General features: G+C 63.1%; 10 protein-coding genes and 1 tRNA gene. All 11 read left to right on the top strand.

Annotation, left to right across the window (positions count from 1 at the left end; all coding sequences use genetic code 11):
• The first annotated feature begins 36 nt into the window (after positions 1–36).
• On the top strand, positions 37–741 hold the full coding sequence (locus RV045_RS11220) for a nucleoside/nucleotide kinase family protein (RefSeq protein WP_423235881.1): 705 nt from the start codon (positions 37–39) through the stop codon (positions 739–741).
• 65 nt (positions 742–806) lie between these two features.
• Positions 807–882: transfer RNA gene (locus RV045_RS11215), tRNA-Arg, on the top strand.
• A gap of 288 nt (positions 883–1,170) precedes the next feature.
• Positions 1,171–2,109, top strand: a complete 939-nt coding sequence (locus RV045_RS11210) for a DUF7832 domain-containing protein (protein ID WP_423235880.1) — start codon at positions 1,171–1,173, stop codon at positions 2,107–2,109.
• Between the two features lie 201 nt (positions 2,110–2,310).
• Positions 2,311–3,192, top strand: a complete 882-nt coding sequence (locus RV045_RS11205) for a PoNe immunity protein domain-containing protein (RefSeq protein ID WP_423235879.1) — start codon at positions 2,311–2,313, stop codon at positions 3,190–3,192.
• 138 nt (positions 3,193–3,330) lie between these two features.
• Entirely contained in the window at positions 3,331–3,675 is a 345-nt protein-coding gene (locus tag RV045_RS11200; RefSeq protein ID WP_423235878.1) for a hypothetical protein, read from the top strand.
• Positions 3,676–3,699: 24 nt separating this feature from the next.
• Positions 3,700–4,005: a hypothetical protein gene (locus RV045_RS11195; protein WP_423235877.1), complete on the top strand. Its 306-nt coding sequence runs from the start codon at positions 3,700–3,702 to the stop codon at positions 4,003–4,005.
• A complete protein-coding gene (locus RV045_RS11190; RefSeq protein WP_423235876.1) occupies positions 3,947–4,657 on the top strand; it encodes a hemagglutinin repeat-containing protein in 711 nt (236 codons plus the stop codon). Before RV045_RS11195 ends, RV045_RS11190 begins: the two co-directional genes overlap by 59 nt.
• 388 nt (positions 4,658–5,045) lie before the next feature.
• Complete coding sequence (locus tag RV045_RS11185) at positions 5,046–6,785, top strand: ShlB/FhaC/HecB family hemolysin secretion/activation protein (protein WP_423235875.1); 1,740 nt, start codon at positions 5,046–5,048, stop codon at positions 6,783–6,785.
• A gap of 13 nt (positions 6,786–6,798) precedes the next feature.
• Complete coding sequence (locus tag RV045_RS11180; protein WP_423235874.1) at positions 6,799–17,523, top strand: two-partner secretion domain-containing protein; 10,725 nt, start codon at positions 6,799–6,801, stop codon at positions 17,521–17,523.
• The gene (locus RV045_RS11175) at positions 17,520–18,335 is read left to right on the top strand and encodes a hypothetical protein (protein ID WP_423235873.1); all 816 of its coding nucleotides are present in this window, start codon (positions 17,520–17,522) and stop codon (positions 18,333–18,335) included. The genes RV045_RS11180 and RV045_RS11175 overlap by 4 nt, the downstream gene beginning before the upstream one ends.
• 41 nt (positions 18,336–18,376) lie before the next feature.
• The coding region (locus RV045_RS11170; RefSeq protein ID WP_423235872.1) for a hemagglutinin repeat-containing protein at positions 18,377–18,576 on the top strand (200 nt) is incomplete at its 3' end.

Raw genomic sequence — 18,576 nt, 5'->3', positions numbered from 1 at the left:
CGGACATGTCCTGCATCGTGTCCCGCACCCGCCGCCATGAGCCACCCCGCTGATCCCTCGTCCCGCCCGTTTTCTCGCCAGCCCGCTGTGCCCGCGCTGCGCGGCTGGGACGCCACCTGCGCTGCCGCGCGTCACCTGCTCGATCAGGCCCTGGCGACGGGACGGCGCCAGATGCTGGGCGTGGCCGCCTGCCCGGGCGCGGGCAAATCGACCCTGGCCGCCCGGCTGCTGGATGAGCTGGGCGACGCCGTCGCCATCGTGCCCATGGACGGCTTTCATCTGGCCAATTCCGAGCTGGCCCGCCTGGGCCTGGCGCAGCGCAAGGGCTCGCCGCCCAGTTTTGATGCGCCGGGTTTCGTCGCGCTGCTGGAGCGCCTGCGCCGCGACGGCGGGCCGGTGTACGCGCCGGAGTTCCGCCGCGAACTGGAAGAATCCATCGCCGGCGCCCTGCTGGTGGCGCCGCAGCACCGGCTGCTGATCGTCGAAGGCAACTACCTGCTGCTGGAAGAGGGCGGCTGGGCGGGCGTGCGCCCCCTGCTGGACGCCTGCTGGTATCTGGCCGTAGACGACGGGCTGCGCCGCGAGCGCCTGCTGTCGCGCCACATGCACCACGGCCGCACGCGCCAGCAGGCGCTGGACTGGATGGCGGGCAACGACGAGCTCAACGCCGCGCTGATCGCTGCGCAGGCGCACCGCGCTGACGCCTGGGTGCATCTGGACACCGATCAGGACGCTGCTTGAGCGCCGCCGTGTCGCGTCTGGCCTTACAATGCGCGCTTGTCTGACCGGCGCCCTGCCGGTCCTGCGCGGCTGTAGCTCAGTGGATAGAGTATTGGCCTCCGAAGCCAAGGGTCGTGGGTTCGATCCCCGCCAGCCGCGCCACATTTATCGTTAAGAGTCAAAGACTTGAAAGCCTGCAGTGATGCGGGCTTTTTATTTTGGTGGGTCTGTGACGGATTTTGTGACGGGATTGTGACGGGTTCTGTGACAGACCGCTGTGGCCCAAGCCGGGAAATGATCTTTGGTCTGTGTGACGGCCAGGGGCAGCCCAAGCTACGGCAGACGCTCTCCGCTTGTCTTACAGGGCCTGCCCCTGCCCTGTTGGCAGCTCGTCGGCAATATACTCGGCCCAATGTTCCCTCTGTGCTGGAAATTGGAAGGAGGCCTTAAATGGCGCGGTCAGGAAAAATTCTAAGTTACGACGAGATGCTGGAAAAATTCCCCGATTGGATCCTTTGGGAGACTGATTCATATTATCAAGAGTCGACTCCAGAGGCAACAGAGGCAAATCGAGTATTTCGGATAAAGGAGATAGGTAACGTTGTTAAGTTTATTCAGGATCATGGCCTGACTCGTCATGTTTTGTGCGCTACAGCGCCGGATATCCCTGATAACTTTTTCGTCTATCTGCGTGATATAACCCCGGAGGGATTGGGCTTCTATCGTACTGGTTATAAAAAATGGCTTGACCATATAAACCGTAATACGAATGCAGATCCATCGGACGTCAGAATCATGGAGAAGGCTTTGGCAGAGATGCGGGCCAAGGTAGCCATGGCAAAAAACCCGACCCCTTCGCCTGTAAAAAGATCGAAATCATCGGCGTCTGAATCCGTAGAGGCGGACGAATTCATTCCCCTTGTGAAGTACGATGATGCAAGCTGGCACAGTGAAGGCGATTTTCCTTCTGACATTCCACCTGATGCGGCTGGAACACATATAGGAATGTTTTTTTCTTGGCTGGTGTTGAATAATATGGCCAGCAATGATTACAAGGGTGCATTCGGCACAAATATTGATGAATTGAGGCAAAGAAATTTCACTCCAGGCGCTTATTTCTTGCGCTTTTGTGATGGAAAGTTTGTCAGCGATGACATCAGTGCTGTTGGTAATAAATTTTCGGCATTTTATTACGATATGAAGCAGGGGGATTATATCGCTGACTACGAGTCCAGCGTTGCTGCAGGCTTATCCAGCACTTATTTGGTGCCAGACACATGGGAGACGTATGACAAGCTCGCTCCGATAATTCAAGAGCGCTTTCTGCAGTGGAGCCAAAGTCAAGATGCCGGTGATCGCGAGGCTCACCCTCAGAAACCCGAGTGCTGAAGTCACAGCGGAGGCGGTAGGTGCAGACAATGCGATTGATGTGGGCAAGGCTTTAAGGAGGGGAAGAGTGGAAAGTTGGGTTGTGACTGTTCGTCCAGATGACGCCGCAGCGATTGAAGTCCTAGACGCACTTGGGAAGCCGAAATCAATAGACACGTCGAAGATCATCCTTCCTGATCGCAACTTGTCGGGTGCGCGGAAATGATTCGCGCATCACTGGGGAGTGATGAGTATTGGGTTGGCAGAGTGAAGAAATTCCGAGATGCTGTGCAAGAGCACGGTGATCTATGTCAAACGCCATCTGAAAATCCAAAATACGAGCCGCAGTTTCAATTTAACCTGAGTGTATATCATGTTCGATTGATACTTCTCCTCTACTCATCTGGATCTCCCATCCACGAGCTGGCCCAGCCCTTCCCGGGCCTGCTCGACGCTTGGGAGCTATCCAACCGCCAGAGTGACGAGGTCTGTAAAGCACACCACTTGCCAACCTGCCGGGATTGGGATTTCTCACTGACCTGCCTGAACCACTACAACTGGTGTTTCTGGCTCATCGGCTTGGCCTTGGCACTGGACATTCCCGAAGAGCAGTGGCAGCGCCTGTTGGCCTTGGTGGGTGGCGAAGGCGAGGACGAATTGCTGGATCGTGTGATCGCCAGCCGACAGCCGGGTCGACGCATTGGCAGTGCATTGCTGCACGCCAAGCCCTATGGCCGTTTGCTTGAGGCGGTGAATGCACCGCAGCCCCACCAAGCGGCGGCGCTGCGCGAGTTTGTCGATCACTGGTATGCCGAACTCAAGCGGCCTGCGCCCAAGAACCGCAAAGCGCCTGCGGTAGAGCCGTTTTGGTACATCTACGGCGATCCCGAAAAACACCCGCTGGAGATGGGCAGCTATTTTGGCCGTTGGTGCATTGAGGCGGTGGCGGCTGTCAAAGCCTTTGGGCTGGACGACAGCCAGTGCCTAGGACACGAGTACTACCCGGGTGATCTGTTGCGGCCGGATGGGCCGAGTATTCACCCGGTGCGTGAGGAGCCCAAAGATGGTTGGCTGGCACGTCTCTTCGGAAAGAAGAAGATATGAATCACACCTACGACCTGATTTTCAGCTGATCAATAAAATGCTTGAGTCTTTGATTTCTGGAGTGCCGGCGAAAGGCTCGGTGATAGATATTTTAAATAAAAACACAGGGTCACCCTTGGGCTTAAAGCGAAAATTTAAATGAAAAATATCTACATCCTGCTGACTGGTGCGGTTTTTTTGATTTCGTGCACTCTTCGTGGCTTTAGTCCGCCACCTGATGATGATGAGGCCTTTACAAGTAAAAAGCGTCCAAGCATTTTTGATGTTCGCCAAGCATTGGTGGCATGCGGCGATAACAAGCCCAAAGCACCGAATGAAAGACAAGAGAATGCGAATGCCAGAGTAATTGAGTGCATGTTCGCAAAAGGGTTTTATTTTAAATCGGGCTGGGGTGGAAATTGCTCCTATCCAGACTATCGCGCGAAGTTGCCAGCATGCCAAAATGCACCGCAGCGTCCCCGTGAAGGCTATTATGGGCAATAACTAAATCGTATATTCCAGAAGACAGTGTGTCAGCCCGGCGAAATTGACGGCAGCGGCGCGCTGATCTCTGGTGACAGCCTGAAGCTGGACGCCGGGCGCAACCTGGCCGTGGCCTCCACCACCGTGGGCGGCAGCAGCCAGGATGGCCCCAGCAGCCACAGCTACACCGATCTGGACCGGGTGGCGGGCCTGTATGTGACCGGAAGCGGTGCCACGGTGCTGCAGGCGACAGCGGGCCAGGGCATCCAGCTCACGGCCGCGCAGGTGGCCCATGCAGGTGGCCCATGCAGGCGGTGCAGGCAGCACCACGCTGCTGCAGGCCGGGGGTGATCTGACGCTGGATGCCGTCAGGACCGGCCGGTCGCAGAGCATCGTCTGGGACGCGGACAACCACCTCAAGGCCAGCCAGAGCCAGGACGTGGGCACCACAGTCCAGGCCGCAGGCGACATCGCCCTGAAGGCGGGCGGCGACATCAGTGGCCGTGCGGCCACGGTGTCCAGCAGCGCCGGGGCGGTGACGGCCGACGGCCGGGATGTGAAGCTGGCCGCCGGGGAAAGCAGCAGCAGCTTCGACCAGGCGCAGCGCCACACCAGCTCCGGCTTCCTGAGCAGCACAACCATTGCCAGCCGCACGACGAGCGACCAGACGAAGGCTGTGGCCAGCGAACTCTCGGGCCGCACTGTGACCATCAACGCCAGCCGTGACGTGGCCGTGAAGGGCAGCAACGTCCTGAGCGATGCGGGTACGGCCATCACGGCCGGGCGCAACGTGGACATCACCCTCGGCACACGCAGCCAAAGCAGCGCCCAGAAGCAGGCCGGAACCCCCCGGAGTCAGCGCCCGCTTTGCAGCGACAAGGCACCAGCCAGAACTGTCGCCCCCGGACACAGAGCATCCGGTGCCAATCCTGGTGCGTCAATGGCGACTGCGTTGTCAAATATGAAAACGGCTGCCGGATGCGTGTTCAGGAGAATCCGGTGATGGCCCCTTTCTCTGGGCAGTTCTCTTTTCCGGCGCCGTCGTGCTGAGCAGGCCGGCTTTGCGCAGCCCTTGCGGACGTTGCCAGAAAGACACGGTCGGATGAATTTTCGTGCCGGGCCAGAACAGACTGCTGGCTGGGGGAGAACAGGCTCTCGGTGTTGCTTGAACGTTTTAGCTGCTCCTGTTGAACGGGTTTCCGGGGGAGAGTGGACGGAGCAGGTGCAAATTCACGTTTTTCGAGGCCTGTCAACAACCTGACTGCAGTGCCTGGTCATTTCGTTTTTTTGTGATCCGGCATCCTATCCTGACAAATATGATCAGGATAAAAAAACCGTATCGCGCAGCGTCTCGCTGCCTGCTTTCCGCCCTGCTTGTGTATGGCTTTTCCATGCATTCTGGCCTGGCGCTGGCCCAGAGCCCTGACCCGGATGCCCAGCTCAGGCTGCAGCAGCAGCGCAGCGAAGAGGCGCGCAGACAGCTTCAGGGCGATGCGCCGGTTTTTATCCAGCCCGGTGCGGCCACTGCGCCATCCGCGCCATGGCCGGACGAGCAGCCCTGCTTTGCCATCCGCAGCGTGACGCTGCAAAGCCCGGACGGTCAGCCGGTACCGCCTGAACTGGCGCGCATCGCGCTGGCGGCGGCCGGCCCGGGAGGGCCTGCCGATCCGGCCGGGCGGTGCCTCGGGACGGCCGGCGTCAACCGCGTGCTGTCGGCGGTGCAGGATGCGCTGGTGTCTGGGGGGTACGTCACCAGCCGCGCTGTCGCTGCGCCGCAGGATCTGCGCAGCGGTGTGCTGCAGGTCACGCTGGTCCCTGGGCGGGTCAGCCAGGTCCGGCTGCAGGGGGCGCCGCAGCGGCCAGCCGCCCTGTGGAACAGCCTGCCGACCGGCCCAGGGCAGCTTCTGAACCTGCGTGACATCGAGCAGGGTCTGGAAAACCTCAAGCGTGTGCCCACGGCCGACGTGGATATCCAGATTGCCCCGGCGGCTGGTGACCCAGCGCCCGGCGCGAGCGATCTGCTGCTGCAGTACAGCAGCCGTCCACCAGTGCGTGTGGCGCTGGGGCTGGACAACGGCGGCAGCCTGGCGACCGGGCGCTGGCAGTCCACGGCGACGTTTTCCATGGATAACCCGCTGACGCTCAGCGACCTGTTTTACGTGTCGGTCACCCGCAATGCGGGCCTGCTGGACGGGGCCGATGCCCCGCCCCGGGCGGCGGACGGGCGGCGCGGCTACGGCACGGCGGGCTACAGCCTGCACTACTCGGTGCCCTGGGGCTACAGCCTGCTGTCCTTCACCGGCGGACGCAGCAGCTACCAGCAGACTGTGGCCGGGGCCAGCCAGGACTACAGCTACAGCGGCAGCAGCCTGACGGGCGACCTGTCGCTGTCGCGCACCCTCCTGCGCGACCGCAACAGCCGCACGGTGCTGACCGTGGGCGGCTTCCTGCGCAGCAGCCGCAGCTACATCGACGACACCGAGATCGGCGTGCAGCAGCGCAGCACGGCGGGCTGGTGGCTGGGGCTGGACCAGACGCTGGACAGCCAGGGCGTGCGCTGGGCCTGGGGGCTGGACTATCGCCGTGGCACGGGCGCCTTGGGTTCCCGGCCCGCGCCGGAAGAGGATTTTGGCGAGGGAACATCCCGCTTTGGCGTGGTCCGTGCGCGTCTGTCGGTACAGGCGCCGCTGCAGTTTGTCATGCCCTGGGGGCTGCAGGCGGGGAGCATCAGCACCGCCTGGAATGGCCAGCGCGCCCTGACGCCGCTCACGCCGCAGGACCGCTTCTCCATCGGGGGGCGCTACAGCGTGCGTGGCTTTGATGGCGAGACCAGCCTGACCGCCCGCAGCGGCTGGGTCAGCCGCACCGAGCTGGCGCTGAACCTGGGCCAGTCCCCCAGCCAGCTTTATCTGGCGCTGGACAGCGGGCGCACCGTGGGGCCGGAGACCCGCCTGCAGCTGGGCGACCGGCTGGTGGGTCTGGCCCTGGGCGTGCGCGGCAGCTGGACCGTGGCGCGACCCATGCCCTGGGTGCTCACCTGGGATCTCTTCGCCGGGCGCCCCGTGTCGCGTCCGCAAGGATTCCGCACCGCATCGGCCACCCTGGGGGTGAGCCTGAACCTGAATTTCTGACGAAAGCCTCCGCATGAACCGCCATCTTCACCGCCTTGTTTTCAGCCGCCGTCATGGCCAGCTTGTGGCTGTGGCCGAATCCGCCACCGCCCAGGGCAAATCGGCCGGACAGACGTCTGGACGGACCTCCGCCGGGTCCGCCGTTGCCCGCCTGGCGCTGGCCAGCGTGCTGGCTTTGGCCCCCCTGGCCCAGGCTCTGGCCCAGGTGGTTGCGGACCCCTCTGCGCCCAAAACGCAGCAGGCCACAGTGCTGGCTGCGCCCAATGGCGTGCCCCTGGTCAACATCCAGACGCCCAGCAGTGCCGGTGTCTCGCGCAACACCTACCAGCAGTTCGATGTGCAGGGCAATGGCGTCATCCTGAACAACAGCCGGGGGAATGTGCAGACGCAGCAGGGGGGCTGGGTCCAGGGCAACCCCTGGCTGGCGCGGGGCGAGGCAAAAATCATCCTCAACGAGGTCAACAGCAGCAATCCCAGCCAGATCAGGGGCTATATCGAGGTCGGTGGCCAGCGCGCCGAGGTCATCGTGGCCAACCCGGCAGGCATCCAGGTGGATGGCGGGGGCTTCATCAACGCCAGCCGGGCCACGCTGGTGACCGGGCAGGTCCAGACGGGCGAGAGTGGCCTGCAGGGCTATACCGTCAGCGGCGGCACCATCACCATCGATGGCAGGGGGCTGGATGCCAGCCTGACGGATTACACCGGCCTGCTGGCACAGGCGGTGAAAGCCAATGCGGGGGTTTGGGCCAAGCAGCTCCAGGTGGTGACGGGGCACAACCAGATCAGCGCGGACACGTCTTTGGTCCAGGCCACGCCCGCCGCCAGTGCCAGCTCTGCTGACGGCCCGGCCTTTGCGCTGGATGTCTCCAGCCTGGGCGGCATGTATGCCGGCAAAATCACCCTGCTGGGCACGCAGGCGGGCCTGGGCATGCGCAACGCGGGCCAGATCGGCGCCAGCGCGGGCGAGCTGGTGGTGCGGGCGGACGGCCGTCTGGAGAACACCGGCACGTTGCAGGGCCAGGGCGGGGTGGACATCGCCACGGGCAGTCTGGCCAACGGCGGCCAGATCCTCAGCCCGCAGCAGGTGAAGGTGCAGACGGCGGCAGACCTGGGCAATGCGGGCGGCAGCATGCAGGCGCAGCGCCTGGAGCTGGCCAGCGGCGGCGGCATCGACAACACGGGCGGCACCCTGGCCCAGACCACGGCGGGGCTGTCGGTAACGGCGCGCACGGTGGACAACAGCCAGGGCCAGTTCGGCACGCCGCAGCAGGCCACTGACACGGGCGGGGCGGTAACGCCTTCGAGGCCTTCCGGCGGCAGCGGGTCGGGCACGGAGGGCGGCACAACCGCAAGCGGTAGCGGCAGCGCAACAGGAAGCGCAACAGGCAGTGGCACGGCAGCGGGTGGGACGGCGGTGGCCGCTCCCCTGCCCCCGGGCGTGATCCAGGCCGCAGGCGCGCTGGTCAACCAGGGGGGCAAAGTTGAATCGGGCGGTGCGGTCAGCCTGCAGACGCAGGCGCTGGACAACCGCCAGGGACAGATGCGCCTGGACAGCCTGCAGGTGAGTGGCGGCACGCTGGACAACAGCGCCGGCCAGATCACGGCGGCGGGCGATGTGACGGTGGCGGGCCAGTCGGTGGACAGCCACGATGGCAGCATCCAGGCACAGAACATTCGCCTGTCGGCCCGCCAGGGCGTGAGCCTGGGCGGCAGCGCGCAGCTTGCGGCCCGCCAGACGCTGTCGGTGGATGCCGCGCAGGTGGACAGCAGCGGCACGCTGCGCTCGGGCGGCGACACGGCCATCCGGGCGGACGGTCCGGTGAACAGCAGCGGGCAGGTGTATGCCGGGGGCAACCTGGCCATCACCAGCCTGGGCACGGTGACGAATACGGGCGTGGCCGGTGCAGCGGGCGACACCACGGTGACAGCAGCCCGTCTGACCAGCCATGCAGGCAGCACGCTGGCGGCGGGCCTGCAGGCCGATGGCCGCCTGGCGGGTAACGGGCGTCTGCAGACCAGCGCCACGGGTCAGACCACGCTGCAGGGCAGCACGCTGAGTGCGGGCGACCAGTCGCACAGCGCCGCGGCGCTGGATGTGTCCGGCGGTGACAGCCAGGTGTCCGGGCGCAGCGTGACGCTGGAGGCGAAGTCGGGCGGCCTGGATGCGTCCGCAGCCACGGTGACGGCCGCGCAGACCCTCAAGGCCACGACGCCGGGGCTGCTGGACACGCGGGGCGCCAGCGTCAGCGCGGCGCAGCTGGACCTGGCCGCGCAGGCTCTGGACAACGATGGCGGACGCCTCAGCCAGAGCGGCAGCGGCGACATGACGCTGGACCTGGCCGGAACGCTGTCCAACCGCCAGGGGGTGCTGGAGAGCAGCGGCCGCAACCTGACGCTGAAGGCCGCGGCGCTGGACAGCACAGCAGGCCGGATCACGCACAGCACGGCGGATGCCAGCGGGCAGCTGGCCATCACCACGCAGTCGCTGGACGGTGCAGGTGCCACGATCCAGGGCAATGGCGGCGTCAGCCTCCAGGCACGGCTTGCGCGCCTTGGCGGGGCCACGACCACGGCCGTGGGCGCGCTGGATATCGGCAGCCAGACGCTGGACGCCAGTGGCGGTACGCTGCAGGGCGACAGCATCCGGCTGGGCGCCAGCCAGGCCCTGACGCTGGGCGGCAGCGCGCAGGTCTCGGCGGTGAAGGGCCTGCAGATCGATGCGGGCCAGGTGGACAGCGGCGGCACGCTGCGCTCGGGCGGCGACACGGCCATCCAGGCCAGCGGCCCGGTCAGCAATGCCGGGCAGGTGTACGCCGGGGGCAACCTGGCCATCACCAGCACGGGGGCCGTGACGAATACAGGCCTGGCCGGATCGGCGGGTGACACCACGGTGACTGCAGCCCGTATCACCAGCACGGCAGGCAGCACCCTGGCGGCGGGCCTGCAGGCCGATGGCCGCGTGCCCGCAGACAGCAGCGCGACGCTGCGCACCCGGGCCAGCGCAGACACCGTGCTGGCCGGCGCGGTGCTGGCCACGGGCACGCAGGAGCACAGCGCGGCGGCCCTGGATGTCGGCGGCAACACGCTGCAGGCGCGGGACATCCGCCTGCAGGCGCGCACGGGCGCCGTCAGCGCGGCGGGCGCCAGCCTGACGGCGACAGGCACGCTGGCCCTCCAGGCCGCAACCCGGCTGGACACGCAGGGCGCTACCGCGACAGCGGGCCAGCTTGAGCTGGCCGCGCACGACATCAGCAACGCCGGGGGGCGTCTGCAGCAGTCGGGAAGCGCAGCGACCACGATCAGCCTGCCGGGGCGGCTGGACAACAGCGGCGGCGTGATCGCCAGCAACGGCTCGCGCCTGTCGGTGACGGCGCAGGGCCTGAGCAATGCGGGCGGCGCGGTGCGCGGCGCAGCGGTGGACATCACCACCCGCGACCTGCTGGACAACGGCGCGGGCGGTACGTTGCGCGCTGCGGGCTCCCTGGACGTGAAGGCGGGCCAGCTGGCCAGCGCGGGCAGCATCAGCGCGGGCGGTGACGTGACCGTGACCAGCGCGGGCGACCTGTCGCAGTCCGGCCAGATGGTGTCGGACACGGGCCGCGTGCAGGCCAGTGCCGGTGGCACGCTGCACGGTGCGGCGGGCAGCCTGACGGCGGCGGCTGGGGATGTGAGCCTGACGGCCGGGCGCATCGCCCAGGACGCGGGCAGCACGCTGGCAGCGGGGCTGGCGGGAGACGGCAGTATCCAGGCGGGCCGGGGTACGCTGGCCACTGCGGCCATGCAGGACAGCCACCTGAACGGCACGCTGGCCAGCGGCGCAGGTCAGCAGCACAGCGGGGCCAGCGTCGATCTGGCCGGAGCGAGCCTGACGGGCCAGTCGGCCCGCGTCCAGGCCAGTGCGGGGGATGCCGATGCGTCGGGCAGCCGCATCAGCGCAGCGCAGGGCGTGAGCCTGCAGGCCGCAGGCACGGTCCGCACGGCCGGGGCCAGTGTCTCGGGCCAGGACGTGAGTGTGTCGGCGCAGTCGCTGGACAGCCAGGGCGGCACGCTGCAGGCGGCGGGCACGCTGTCGGTGGCGGCGCGCGACGTGAACAACACGGACGGACGTCTGCTGTCCAGCGCCACCACAGCGGTCACGGCCACGGGCGTGCTGGACAACACGCGGGGGCTGATCTCCAGCCAAGGCACGGTGTCGGTGGTGGACCCGCAGGCGCAGGCCAGCCGCACGCTGGTGGTGACCAACACCGGCGGCACGCTGATTGCAGGCCAGGATGCCGGGGGCGAGCCCACGGGCCTGCTGAAGCTGCAGGCCGCGAAGCTGGGCCTGGACGGCCAGGTGCTGAGCCTGGGCGACATGGACGTGAGCCTGCTGGGCGACCAGACCTTCGCTTCGGGCAGCACGCCGCTGCAGGCCAACGGCAGCCTGAGCCTGACGACCACCGGCCGGCTGACCAATGGTGGGCTGCTGCAGCCGGGGCGCGATCTGACGGTGACGGCGCAGGACGTGGACAACCAGGCTGGCGGCGTCCTGTCCTCCGGGCGGACCACCCACCTGGCCGTTGCGGGTACGCTGACCAACCGGGGCCAGATCGACGGCGGCCTGACGCACATCGAGGCCGGAACGCTGGCCAACACCGGCACGGGCCTGATCATGGGCAACCGGGTGGCGGTGGCGGCCGGGACGGTGGACAACTCGGCGGAAGGGGGCAAGGCCGCGACGATCGCCTCGCGGGGCGATCTGGACATTGGGGCAGCAACCCTGCGCAACCGGGATGGGGCCGAGCTTCTGGCGCTGAACGATCTGACGGTGGGTGGGGCGCTGGGCGATGCAGGTCGATCTACAGGCAAGGCTGGTACGGTCTCGAATCAAAGTGCCAGGATCTTGGCTCAAAATAATCTGAGCTTGACTGCGGAATCAATTGAAAACAAGAATATTCACTTTAAATATAGTATATCTAAGACTGTTTCGAAGGGCGCTCAAGAGTACATATTGTCATCCGGAAAAATTCTTCAAGCAAAAGATGTTGCTTGGTCGAAACGGTATGATCCGAGTGAGTGTTTTTTTGGCCAGTGTGGCTTTGGAGCAAATGGTGGAATATATCCTGCATCCGGGGCTTATGCGGATATAAGATTCAAGGGGTATTACTTTGGTCCGGATGCGTACACGCCCCCTTATTTAAGTGTGGGTGATCATGATACAAATTTGCCTGCACGATTTAGCTATCGTGGTGACTCCCCGATATGGTCGGATTTGGGTGTTAAACGACCAAAGACAGATGGTTTGGCGCCAAACATGCCGACCGGAGAAGATAACGGCACTACCTTCACACCTGCCTCAGATCTGGCCATAGCCACATGGTTGAAGGAAGTTCAGCCGTGGCTGGATTTGCAAAACAGGATTAATCAGTTTAGAAAAGAAGTTCAAGTCGATCTTTTATCTGGTCAAACGCCTTACAATCAGTTTGATGTTCAGCAGGATGTTCTAACCATTGACCCTGATTCCGAGAAAAAGGCTGCGGTCATTTCGAGCGGAGCTAATCTAATGCTGTCTGCTTCAAGTCGTCTTGAGAACTATGCCAGTAAAATTCTTGCAAAAGATATATCAATTGCAGGTTCTAGCTTGGATAACTCGGGGCCTACCGTTTCTTTGGCTACGAAAGTTATCAATGGATTTACTTATGAGTGGGCTTTTTTATTTAAGTCTTGTGATCCGTTTTGTGATGATGTCTACGGATGGAAAAGCCAAGCTTACTCGCCGCCCGCTGTTTACAAAGAAACTGAAGTTGGTGTTATTCCACTGAACGGGGATGGGGGCGGCATTCCTGTAAGCCCAAATTTTCCAGCTCCGGGAGAATCGATTCCGGTCAAGGATTTAGCCCCGGTCGTCGGTGTGACGTCTATAGCAGCTAGTGTGCATGCCGGAAAAACTACGGACAAAGCAGTGAGTGCAGCGGTTATAGCTGTAGGACAGACGGTAGGCACTTCGCTGCCCGGCGTGACGTCCGCTGTAGCACCCTTGCAGGCTGGTGCCTCCGCAACCAGTACTGTACCCCCCAGCGGCGCCTTCATCCGCACCGTAACCACTGCAGCCACGCTGCCTGCTTCCAGCCTGTTTGCTATCAATCCGGCGGCCGACAACAAACCTCTGGTGGAAACCAACCCGGCGTTCACGCAGTACAGCCAGTGGCTGTCGTCGGACTACATGCTCAAGGCGCTTGCGATTGACCCTGCGACCACGCAAAAACGCTTGGGCGATGGCTTTTACGAGCAGCGCCTGATCAACGAGCAGGTAGCCCAGCTCACCGGGCGGCGCTACTTGGGTGACTACACGACAGACGATGGGCAGTACCGTGCCCTGATGGACAACGGCGCCACTTTTGCCAAAGCCCAGCAGCTTCGGCCCGGCATTGCCCTGACGGCAGCGCAGATTGCCCAGCTCACCAGCGATATCGTCTGGCTGGTGGCGCAGGACGTGAAGCTGCCCGATGGCACGACCACCCAGGCGCTGGTGCCCCAGGTGTATGCCCGAGTTCAGCCCGGCGACATTGACGGCAGCGGCGCGCTGATTTCTGGCGATACGCTGAAGCTGAATGTGTCGGGTGGCCTGGTGAACTCCGGCACGCTGGCCGGGCGGCGCGTGGTGGATATCCGCGCGGGGGACGTGACGAACCTGGGCCGCATCACGGGCCAGGACGTGGGCGTGAAGGCCGACCGCGATATCGCCGTGACCGGCGGAACGGTGGACGCGCAGGACAGCCTGAAGCTGGACGCCGGGCGCAACCTGGCCGTGGCCTCCACCACCGTGGGCGGCAGCAGCCAGGATGGCCCCAGCAGCCACAGCTACACCGCTCTGGACCGCGTTGCGGGCCTGTATGTGACGGGCTCCGGTGCCACGCGGCTGCAGGCGACAGCGGGCCAGGACATCCAGCTCACGGCCGTGCAGGTGGCCCATGCAGGCGGTGCAGGCAGCACCACGCTGCTGCAGGCCGGGGGCGATCTGACGCTGGATGCCGTCAGGACCGGCCGGTCGCAGAGCATCGTCTGGGATGCCGACAACCACCTCAAGGCCAGCCAGAGCCAGGACGTGGGCACCACAGTCCAGGCCGCAGGCGACATCGCCCTGAAGGCGGGCGGCGACATCAGTGGCCGTGCGGCCACGGTGTCCAGCAGCGCCGGGGCGGTGACGGCCGACGGCCGGGATGTGAAGCTGGCCGCCGGGGAAAGCAGCAGCAGCTTCGACCAGGCGCAGCGCCACACCAGCTCCGGCTTCCTGAGCAGCACAACCATTGCCAGCCGCACGACGAGCGACCAGACGAAGGCTGTGGCCAGCGAACTCTCGGGCCGCACGGTAGCCATCAACGCCAGCCGGGACGTAGCGGTGACGGGCAGCAACATCCTGAGCGATGCGGGCACGGGGATCACGGCCGGGCGCAACGTGGACATCACCGCCGCCGCGCAAAACAACGCCTCCAGCAGCGACTACAGCAAACGCAGCAGCGGCCTGCTGGGCGGCGGAGGCTTGGGCTTCACTATCGGCACGCGCAGCCAGAGCAGCGCCCAGAAGCAGGCCGGTGACACCGCCGCAGGCAGCGTCATCGGCAGCACGGGCGGCAACGTCAGCATCCAGGCCGGTCAGACCTACACGCAGACCGGCAGCGACGTGCTGGCGCCCAAGGGCGATATCGGCATCCAGGCCAAGAAGGTGGACATCACCGAAGCCCGCGAGAGGCGCAGCGACAGCAGCGAACAGAAGTTCAGCCAGAGCGGCATCACCGTGGCGCTGAGCGTTCCGGTGATCGAAGCCGTACAGGGCGTGACGCAGATGGCCAATGCGGTACAGGACACCCGAAGCGCCCGGATGCAGGCCATGGGCACGGCGATGGCGGCCGTCAAGGCCAGCGATGCGCTGGATGCCGCAAAGGCGACGGCCCAGTCGCTGAACGACGGCAAAGTGCCCGATGGCGTCAGCCTGAGCGTGTCGCTGGGCAGCAGCAAAAGCCGCAGCAGCAGCACGTCCAGCAGCGAAAGCGGCCGGGGCAGCACGCTGGCGGCGGGTGGCAACATCGCCATCCAGGCGACGGGCGGGGGCCAGGGCAGCGACCTGACCGTGCGCGGCAGCAGCATCCAGTCGGGCGGCGACATTGCGCTGAAGGCCGACAACCGCGTGCGCGTGCTGGGCAGCCAGGACGAAACGCAGCAGGGCGGCAGCGACAGCTCGGGCAGCGCCGCCATCGGCCTGAGCGTGGGTCTGGGCGAGCAAAGTGCTGGCCTGTCGCTGACCCTGGCGGCCAGCCGCGCCCTGGGCCACCGCAACGGCAGCGCGACCACCCAGCAGGACAGCACGGTCGCAGCGGGCAAAACCCTGACGATAGACAGCGGCGGTGACACCGACATCCTGGGCGGCACGGCCAGCGGCGAAACCGTCAAGGCGCGGGTGGGCGGCAACCTGAACCTGGCCAGCCTGCAGGACACGGCGAAGTTCAAGGAGGACAGCAAAAACGCCGGTTTCAACGCCAGCATCCCGATTCCGGGCATGTCCACGGGCACCGCGAGCGCGTCCCTCAGCGCAGGCAAAACAGCCCTCCGCAGCGACTACGCCAGCACGCAGACCACCAGCGGTATCAAGTCGGGCGACGGCGGGTTTGATGTGCAGGTGAAGGGCAAAACCACGCTGGATGGCGCGGTGATCGCCAGCAGTGATGCTGCGGTGGCTCAGGGCAGAAACCGCTTCCGCAGCGAAGGCCGCACAGAGCTGAAGGACATCACCAATTCGGCCAAGTACAGCGCGGACAGCGTGAGCGTTGGGGTGGGAATCTCTGGCGCAGCATCAAAGGACACCGGCGCCCAACCGGTCCAGAAGTCCGGCCCGGCGCTCAACGGTGCGGGCCTGGGCAGCGACAGTGGCAGTGCTGGCAGCGTGACCCAGGCGGGTATCAGCGGTATTGCGGGCGATACTTCCGTGCGCAGCGGGGATGTGGGCAGCGGGATCAAGCCGATATTTGATGCGGACACAGTTCGCGCGGATGTGAATGCGCAGGGGGTGATTACGAAGGAGTTTGGACCCGTTGCGGCGAAGGAATGGGGCACTCTGGCCGACCATTTGGCGCTCGAGGCGCAGAAGGAAGGCCGCACGGAGGACGCTGAAAAATGGCGTGAAGGCGGTACTTACCGCGCGGCAGGCCATGCAGTACTGGGTGGCCTGACAGGCGGCACGGCCGGTGCTGTGGGCGCATCGGCGTCCAGCCTTGCCGCGCCAGTTCTTGGGGGCGTTCAGTCCAAACTGGCTGCGGGGCTTGCGAGTGCAGGCCTGTCTGACAAGCTGGCCCAATCCCTTGCGGGAGCCACGGTGGCGACGGCAGCGGGCGTGACGGGAGCTGTGGCCGGTGGCACTGCGGCGGGCACGGCGGCGCTGAACCAGGATGCGAATAACAGGCAGCTGCATCCGGATGAGGTCAAACTGATTGACAGTAATGCGGCTCGTTATGCTCTGAGGCGGAAAATCAGTCGTGAAGAAGCCATCAAGGAGCTGGCCCAGCAGGCTGCACGGCAGGCAGATGCCACCTGGTCTGTGTTTTTGGGGAGTGAGACTGATACCGCCGCTAAACTGTTTCTGAAGGAAATCGGGGCAGGCCGGACATTCACGAATGACGAAGGGAACCAGCAACCTCTGTTTACGGCTGGGGCGGGTGATTTTGCAAACGCGATGCGAGGTGCGTCGTATGCTCGCAGCAGCACTGAAGTGATGGATCTTTACCGCCGTGATCTGCAACCTGATGCTGCGGCTGCAACGCCGGGCCAAATAGCAGCGAACGCCGGGACATTGGTGAAGGATGGAGCGATTGAAGCGCTCAGTACTCTGCCGGGTGCAGCTGCCCAAGTGATACTGCATCCAATTGATACGGCCAAGGCTATGCCGGGCGCCGTTGTCGATGGCTTCAGTCAGGCGGGGCAAAGTCTAGGTGGTTCGGCTGCAATTGCTTTTGATGACGCTTCGCGCCAGCAGCTGATTGATTTGTACGGCAGCAATGCGGCCCCTGGCATCGCGGCAACAGCAGGGGCTCTGCCTGCTGCAGCAATGGTTCTGCCGTCTACACCCGCAGGAAAAATTGCGCTTAAGGCTGGGGGGAAAATCCTCGTGGATGGGGCAGAGGCTGCTGTGACGGCCGGAAACAAGGTACTTGACGCTGCTGCAGTTGCTTTCGAAACCAATAAAATCCGTAATCTTGAACAAGTCACTATGTCCGCCAAGGGCACGATCTCGGCGCAGAAAATAACCTTGGCTGGTACACCTGCCGCTTTGAACGAGGCTGAACTGTCAAAGCTGTCGGGATTGGGGAGCTTGGACTCGAATGCTGCAGGAGCGCTGCGTGAAGAGGTGACAGATTCTTACTTTAGACGGAATGGATTCACGGCGCTGGACGGCAAGTGTGGCGCGGGGAATAAAAATTGCTTCGATGGGGTTTATGTGAAAAATGGGCAGGTGTACATCAATGAGGTGAAGCCGATTGGTTCAAAAAATACTATTTCCTTGAGCGGTAATTCCTCTTCGCCAAATGACATCGGCGTCCAGATGACTAAAGAGTGGATCGACAGTAGGCTCGACGAGCTGTTCAGCTCAGGGGATCCGGTGAAAATTAAAACAGCAAATATTATTCTTGATGCAATCAAGAGTAAAAATTTGGTTAAGACGGTTTCGGGGGTTCGGCCTGATGGTATCACAACGCTGGGGATAAAATGAATATAAAAATTATTTCTCGAGAAGAAAAATTAATTAATAATTTGAATTCTTTTAAAATGAATTTGCCAGGGGATATTAGTCTGTATGTATCCGGGCAGGTTAAAGTTGATAGGGCATTTATTCTTGCTAGACTATCTGGGTTTCATGCCAATTTAGCGCTGGAAGAGGGATTCCTAAAAGGCAATGACGAGCAGTTTCGTCAGAACTTTTATTTGGCGCACTTGATCTCGGATGAGGCTAATAAAAAAGGATTTAATCCGGGGTTTCGCGACCTCGGATTCCCAATAAAATATTTCGCTTTCGCCCTGCTCTCTGACAGCTCCGACTGTGTTAAGGCGATTTCTGAAGTTGAATTATTTAACAAGGATGATTACAAAGGGTATCATTTTTACTGCCATCTTTTGCAGTTATTGCTAAAAGACGATTTCGAAGCAATACAAGGCTTTTTGGAAAGTGGAAAAAAAAGATGCTCAGGAGATTTTCGCAATCAATTAATCGAGGGGAAGGATTTTTTTACGCTTATCATTAATCGCGATGTAGCGGGGCTGGAGGCGCATATCGAGGCGCTAGCTCACAAAAAAACCAGCGTCTTAATTGATGGCGAGTTTCTTAATCCATGGGCATCTGTGTGCGCAAAAATTTGCTGGATCAAAGGTATCGAGGTTCAAGTTGATCACCCTTTGGTTCCGATGGACTTGATGCCTGTGCGGCCATTAGACCATTACGAAATTGAGTACGAGTTTTTAAAACCCGGTTGGGAGCCGCCAAAGCAAAGTTTCATGGACAGGGTAAAACGGATGGTCAAGCGCTGATCTGGCGGTGATCGCCTCTCAGTCTGTCGGGCGACCTGACCGTGCGCGGCAGCAGCGTCCAGTCGGGCGGCGACATTGCGCTGAAGGCCGACAACCGGGTGCGCGTGCTGGGCAGCCAGGACGAAATGCAGCAGGGCGGCAGCGACAGCTCGGGCAGCGCCGCCATCGGCCTGAGCGTGGGTCTGGGCGAGCAAAGTGCAGGCCTGTCGCTGACCCTGGCGGCCAGCCGCGCCCTGGGCAG

Origin of the sequence: Amphibiibacter pelophylacis, from assembly GCF_037688875.1 — a bacterium.
Taxonomy (GTDB): Bacteria; Pseudomonadota; Gammaproteobacteria; order Burkholderiales; family Burkholderiaceae_C; genus Amphibiibacter; species Amphibiibacter pelophylacis.
Note: the sequence above shows the minus strand (reverse complement) of the source record. Positions and strands in the feature narration are given on the sequence as shown.

Coding starts and splice junctions, on each gene's coding strand:
- RV045_RS11185 (WP_423235875.1), top strand. CDS start 5,046: ATGCATTCTGGCCTGGCGCTGGCCCAGAGCCCTGACCCGGATGCCCAG.
- RV045_RS11205 (WP_423235879.1), top strand. CDS start 2,311: ATGATTCGCGCATCACTGGGGAGTGATGAGTATTGGGTTGGCAGAGTG.
- RV045_RS11210 (WP_423235880.1), top strand. CDS start 1,171: ATGGCGCGGTCAGGAAAAATTCTAAGTTACGACGAGATGCTGGAAAAA.
- RV045_RS11175 (WP_423235873.1), top strand. CDS start 17,520: ATGAATATAAAAATTATTTCTCGAGAAGAAAAATTAATTAATAATTTG.
- RV045_RS11200 (WP_423235878.1), top strand. CDS start 3,331: ATGAAAAATATCTACATCCTGCTGACTGGTGCGGTTTTTTTGATTTCG.
- RV045_RS11190 (WP_423235876.1), top strand. CDS start 3,947: ATGCAGGTGGCCCATGCAGGCGGTGCAGGCAGCACCACGCTGCTGCAG.
- RV045_RS11220 (WP_423235881.1), top strand. CDS start 37: ATGAGCCACCCCGCTGATCCCTCGTCCCGCCCGTTTTCTCGCCAGCCC.
- RV045_RS11180 (WP_423235874.1), top strand. CDS start 6,799: ATGAACCGCCATCTTCACCGCCTTGTTTTCAGCCGCCGTCATGGCCAG.